The 6,170-nt window shown below is 64.6% G+C and carries 2 protein-coding genes and 2 pseudogenes; 2 read left to right on the top strand and 2 right to left on the bottom strand.

Going from position 1 to position 6,170, the window contains the following annotated elements; translation table 11 throughout:
* Positions 1–474 precede the first annotated feature (474 nt).
* The gene (locus PV350_RS43395; RefSeq protein ID WP_500338883.1) at positions 475–1,038 is read right to left on the bottom strand and encodes an ISL3 family transposase; all 564 of its coding nucleotides are present in this window, start codon (positions 1,036–1,038) and stop codon (positions 475–477) included.
* Positions 1,039–1,148: 110 nt separating this feature from the next.
* On the opposite strand from PV350_RS43395, the pseudogene PV350_RS43390 reads away from it, so the two are divergent.
* Positions 1,149–1,500 (top strand): annotated as a pseudogene (locus tag PV350_RS43390) (transposase); the annotation flags it as partial.
* Positions 1,501–1,532: 32 nt separating this feature from the next.
* Positions 1,533–1,808: pseudogene (locus PV350_RS43385) on the top strand (transposase); the annotation flags it as partial.
* 179 nt (positions 1,809–1,987) lie between these two features.
* Here the strand turns inward: PV350_RS43385 and PV350_RS43380 are convergent.
* Positions 1,988–5,953: an SDR family NAD(P)-dependent oxidoreductase gene (locus PV350_RS43380; RefSeq protein WP_500338882.1), complete on the bottom strand. Its 3,966-nt coding sequence runs from the start codon at positions 5,951–5,953 to the stop codon at positions 1,988–1,990.
* Between the last annotated feature and the right edge of the window lie 217 nt (positions 5,954–6,170).

Below are 6,170 nucleotides of genomic sequence, written 5' to 3'. Positions count from 1 at the left end.
CGGACAACAGTCACCGATCGCCTACGAGAGGCAGTCAGCTACCCTGACACTCGCCGCATAACAACACGAACAGGTGTCCATCCCACAGGGACAAGGCCCTGCGTCAGCGAAAGCGTGCAGCTGCGGCAGGTCATCGGCACGGACCGCGGGGATCCAGGCGGGGAGATCGGTGCCGGTTCGGTCGCAAATCATGCGGGCAAAGGCATGAACGTGGCAGCTCAGTCTGGCCAGATCGGGGCATCGGGACAGGAGGTGTCACGCAAGGGACGCAGGAAGTGGCTCACTGCTTGCGGTGTGTGTCTTGGGTAGCCCTGGGCCCGGATCTCGGGGAAGAGGGCGGAGGCGTTGGTGCATCCCTGGTTCCAGCGGCTGATCAGGTAGGGCCGCCAGGTGTCCAGCCGGGTGGCGCCCTCGCCGCGCCGGGCGGTGGCGAGGATCCCCTCGACGGGCCGGTACGTCCAGGACGCGAGCAGCTCACCGCGCGCGGCGAGGGCGACCTCGGGTGCGGGTGACCAGCCATTTCTCGTCGCCGGTGGAGGGGTTGAGAGCGGGGTCGGGAGGTGCCTTTGTACGCGTGGGTTCGGACTGCGGCGGCGCCGCCTGTGTCAGGCAGGACCGGTGGGTGATCACGGTGCTTTCGACCGCATGGGCCAGGTTGTGCCACAGGTGCCAGGCGTCGGCGACCTGAGGGGCTTGGGGTGCTCCGGCGCTTGCTGCTTCTGCGTAGGGGCCGGCTCGGTTCCGGCAGGCCATCTCGATGCTGGGATGTTCGCCCAGCCAGGACACCAGGGGTGTTTTCCCGCGGCCGGGCAGGAGATCCACGGCCCGATGCGTGGCGAGGTCGACGAGCACGGTCCCGTAGCGTCGGCCGCGGCGGGTGGCGAAGTCGTCGACGCCGAGTACCCGTAGTGCGGGCCGGGGTGGATCGGGCATCGTCATCACCACGTTGAGCAGGGTGGTTCGGCTGATCGGGATGTGCAGGACATCCGCGAGCCGGGCGCCGGCTCGCCCGGCCAGTGCCACGGCGATCGTTTGCACGATCTCGGCGAGGGCGGCCGTGCGGCGACCGTATCTCACGGTCAAGCGTGCTGTCTGCTCGGCGAAGGTCCGGCGAGCGCAGCGAGCACTGTCGCAGAACAGGCGTGGAGGTCGTGGGAGTGGGCCCCGGCAGTGCCGCGGTTCTCCTCGTCGTCGCAGGTGACAAACCGGACAGGCTCACAGACGAGGCATCGTTCGCCGCGTTGTGCGGGGCCAGCCCGGTCGAGCAGTTCCGGGAAGACCCAACGGCGACGGCTGAACCGCGGCGGCCATCGGCAGGCCAATGCCGCCCTCTACCGCATAGCCCAGTCCCGCCTGCGCTGAGATGAACGCACCCAGGCCTACCTGCAACCACGCACCGCCGAGGGCATGTCCAGGCGCGAGATCATCCGCTGCCTCAAGCAGTACGTCGCCCGAGAGCTCTACCGGCACATCCGGCCTTTGGTGAGCACAGGCACCTGATCGGCGGTTTGACGAGCCATAGGGGCATCTCGAACACTCACCTGGCCGCCGGCATGAAGCGGTACGCGGCCGACCACGACTGGCTCACCGTTTTACAGTTGCCCAGTTACGCGCCTGACCTCAACCTGGTGGAAGGCATCTGGTCGCTCCTACGGCGCGGACCGATGGCCAATGTCGCGTTCACTGATCCTGACCACCTCACCCAGACCCTCCGGTGCGGCCTGCGACACATCCAGCTGCGACCCGGCCTCATCAAAGGCTGCTTTGCCGGAACTGGCCTGACCATCGCCCCACCGACCTCGACCTGAAAACCTCAGTAATCACGCCCGCTGTGGGACCAGCCCGGCGGGCGCTGACGACATCTGCATCAGCATCTCCATCCGGGACTGGTCACCACTGCGGACTGAACTCTGAGGCCACGTTCATGGCGTACCTTAAACCAGAACGTAAAGATCAGAGTCGTGTGACCGGGTCGAAAAGATGGATGCTACTCGAGGCCCAACTCCCGGTCGATAATTGAATAGATGTCCCCCTCGGATTCCCAGTCGATATCGTCAGTCGCGTCGCGAGGCTTGGTCGATATCTTGGAATTTAGTAGCTCGACAATCTGTCGAGCCTTCCTTTCCAGGTGATTGTCGGTTGTGAGAGAAGTAAGTCCGGAAATTTCTTTCTCGAGTCGATCAAATAGTTGCATGGCTCCTGACGAGCTAGCGCTAGCAGGTGAGTGGTCCATCAGTTGTTCATGGAGATATGTGGCTACCTGGTTGGGGGTGGGGTGGTCGAAGACCAGGGTTACAGGCAGGCTGACTCCGGTGCGGGTGGCGAGTCGGTTGCGCAGTTCGACGGAGGTGAGTGAGTCGAAGCCGGCTTCCTTGAATGCCCGTGCTGCAGGAACCGCGGCGGTGTCGGATATTCCGAGTACCTGCGCGACTTCCTCACGCACCAGATCGGTCAGCAGTGCCATCCGGGCCGCAGTTTCCAGCCCCGCCAGCCGAGTGCGGAAGTCTGTGCTTGCTCCAGCCTGTGTCCGGGCTAGTGGGCGGACTCGGCGGGTGAGGGTTCGCAGTAGTGCCGGCAGGTTTCCTTGCTGGGCCTGGTCGCGCAGGACGGTTTGGTCCCATGGCACTGCAACTGTTACTGGGTGGCCGGTGCGGAGTGCGGTGTCCAGCCAGGTCAGGCCTTGTTCGGTTTGGATTGATCGCATTCCTGTCCGGCGTACGCGGGCCAGGTCTGTGGAGTTGAGGTGCTCGGTCATTCCACTGGTCTGGGCCCAGTAGCCCCAGGCGAGGGATGCTCCGGCTTCACCTGCGGCTCGCCGGCGGGCTATGAGGCCGTCAAGGAATGCGTTGGCTGCGGCGTAGGCGCCTTGTCCGGCGGTGCCCATGACACCGGCCACCGAGGAGAACACCACGAATACCGGTAGGTTCAGTCCTCGGGTCAGTTGGTCCAGCCAGACCGAGGCATCGAGCTTGGGCCGGAAAACCCGGTCCAGTTGGTCGGCGTCGAGCCGGTCGATGACCGCATCGTCGACCATGCCCGCGGCGTGGATCACTCCGGTTAGGGGCGCATCGGTGGAGGCCTGGGCCAGCAGCGCCGCGACCTGGTCACGGTCGGACACGTCACACGCCACAATCTGGACCCGGGCACCATGTTGGCGTAGTTGCTCGGCCAGTTGGCTCGCGTCGGGTGCCTCGGGTCCTTGCCGGGAGGCCAGCACGACATTGCGCGCTCCCCACACCGAGACCGCATGATGGGCGACCAGGCCACCCAGCGTCCCGGTTCCCCCGGTAATCAACACCACCCCCGACGGATCAAGCGGCCGAGGAATAGTGACAACGTTCTTACCAGTGTGTCGCGCCTGGGACATATAGCGCAGTGCTTGAGGGGCCTGGGTGATGTCCCAGACGGTCAACGGCAGCGGATTCAACGCCCTTATGTGGAACAGCTCCATCAAATGAGCCATCATCCGCTGGATCTGGTCCGGATCGACTTCCATCAAGTCGAACGCCTGGTACAACACATCAGGGTGAGAGAGGGCGATATCCTCAGCTGGGCGGATGTCGGTTTTGCCCATTTCGATGAATCGGCCTCCGCGCGGCAAAAGGCGTAGAGACGCATCGATGAACTCGGCTGTGAGCGAGTTCAGGACCGCATCCACACCATGTCCCTGAGTGGCGTGGAGAATCTCGTGTTCGAAGTGCAGAGTGCGTGAATTGGCGATGTGCGGCTTGTCTAGTCCCAACTGACGCAACTGGTCTTGTTTTCCGGGGCTGGCCGTGGCGTAGACCTCGACACCCAGGTATCGGGCCAGCTGGATCGCTGCCATGCCTACACCGCCGGTACCGGCGTGGACGAGAAGTGCTTCTCCAGCTTTCAGCTGAGCCAGATCCACCAGCCCGTAGTAGGCAGTCAAGAACACTACGGGAACAGTTGCAGCCTGTGCGAACGACCACTCATCGGGGAAACGCGTCACCACCCGCTCGTCAGCCACTGCGACTGGTCCGATCTGGCGCAGCATGCCCGTCACACGGTCGCCGACAGCCAAGGTGGTCACCTCTGGACCAACCTCAACGACCACACCCGCGGCCTCAGCCCCCATGCTTGCATCGCCGGGGTACTTGCCCAATGCGATCAGGACATCGCGGAAGTTCAGGCCGGCGGCCCGTACCGCGACCCGGACCTGGCGACCGGTCAACGGCTCGAGCAGCTGTGCTCTGGCGCTCAACTCCACTCCGCTTACGGTCCCGGTCCCGGTGGCACGCATGTTCCACGGCGTGTTCCCGTCGGGTACCAGCAGTGTGTCCTGACCGGTTGGGGTCAGGCGGGGTGTCCATGTGCCGTCGGGGTTGATGGCGATTTGGGTTTCCCCGTGTTCGATTGCGTGGGGCAGTGCTGTGGAAACGGCCTTGGTGATGTCGTGCGGGGTGGTGTGTTGGTTGGTCAGGTCGATGAGTGTGATCCGGCCGGGGTGTTCGTTCTGGGCTGTTCTGACCATGCCGCCGATTGCGGCGGCAACTGGGTCTACCTGCCTTTCGGACGCGGTGATCTCGGTGGCCTGTCGGGTGGTGACCACGATCTGGGTGTGCTGCCAGGCGGGCTCGGTGAGCAGGGTGGTGAGTATCTGGACCACTCGCATGACCTCTGCCCTGGCGTGTTCGGGTTCTGTCGCCTGGTCAGTGGGTGTTCCGGGGGTGAGCAGTATCCATTGCACTTCGGCTGGGTCGCTAGTGGCGAGCTGGCCGGCATTGTTGATCAGCAGTGGCGGTCTGTCTTGAAGGGGTTTGTCTTCGGTGGTGCTTGTGCTGGCGGAGGTGGTTTCCAGACGGTTCCAGTGGATCTGCCATAGCCCATCGTCGTGACTGGTGCGGGCTGGGGCCAGATCGGCCGGGCGGACTGGGCGGGTCACCAGTGACGCGATGCTGATCACTGGGTTGCCTTCGGGGTCGACTGCAAGCAGCGATATTCCACTGTCGCCGTTGGGGGACAGGTGCACCCGGAGTGTGGTTGCTCCGGTGGCGTGCAGGGTGACTGCGTTCCATGCGAAGGGCAGCATCACCCCCTGGTCGGTGTTCGCCGGATCGTTCGCGGTCTTGGGGATGAACATGGTGTGCAGGACGGCGTCGAGCAGAGCCGGGTGGATCCCGAACCCTTCCGTGGCCTGGTCCTGTTCCATGTTGTCCTGCTCGGTGGGCAGGGTGATTTCGGCGAATATGTGTTCGTTGCGCTGCCAGCCGGCGCGGACCCCTTGGAAGAGGGGGCCGTAGTTGTAGCCCAGGCCGGGCAGTGTCTCGTAGAACCGGTCGGTGTCCACGGGAGTGGATCCCGCGGGTGGCCACTGGGTCTCGCCCCAGTGGGGCACTGTGGTGGTGGGGCGGCTGGTCAGGTATCCACTGGCATGCTGCACCCACTCGGCGCTGTTCGTCTGGCTTGTGGTGTGGGGGCGGGAGTAGATCGTGACGGGGTGACGACCGGTCTCGTTTGCGGGGGCCACACTGACCTGGATTCGGCGTGTCTCCTGGTCAGCCAGTGGCATCGGGGTATTGAGGACCAGTTCATCAACAGTGTCGCAGCCCAGCTGGTCTGCGGCCTGCGACGCCAGCTCGACCCATGCTGCACCCGGCATCAGGACCGCACCGGCCACGACGTGGTCGGCCACCCACGGATGGGTGGCCTGTGAGACCACGCCGGTCAGCACCATGCCGCCGGTGTCAGGATCGTGGACCACCGCACTGAGCACCGGGTGCTCGATCCGGTCCAGGCCAGCACTGGTCGGGTCGCCAGCGACCGCAACGGGCGGGCCCGGCCAGTACCAGTCACGCTGGAAGACCGTGGTCGGCAGTGTCGGTGTGGTGGTTGGTGCGGGGTTTCGTTCGGTGCCGGGCATTGTCCCGGTCCAGTTGACCGGTACACCTTGCACGAACAATGCGGCCAGCGCGGACAGGACAGTGCCCACTTCGGACCGCTGCCGGCGCAGGGCTCCTACCACCACCGGACCCCGCTCCACACCATCAGCCACCGCAGTACCGGAGACTGCAGTACCAGAGGCTGCGGGTGTGGTGGTGTGAATAGCGTCCAGTGTGTTTTGGGTTTGTGGGGAGAGGGTGCTGTCTGGGCCTAGTTCGATGAGGCCGGTGAGGGTGTGGTTGTGGGCCAGGGTGGTGATGGCGTCG

The sequence above is a fragment of the Streptomyces sp. PA03-6a genome (genome assembly GCF_033792765.1).
Taxonomy (GTDB): Bacteria; Actinomycetota; Actinomycetes; order Streptomycetales; family Streptomycetaceae; genus Actinacidiphila.
The sequence above is the reverse complement of the archived record's forward strand: the minus strand, read 5'-3'. Positions and strand labels throughout refer to the sequence as shown.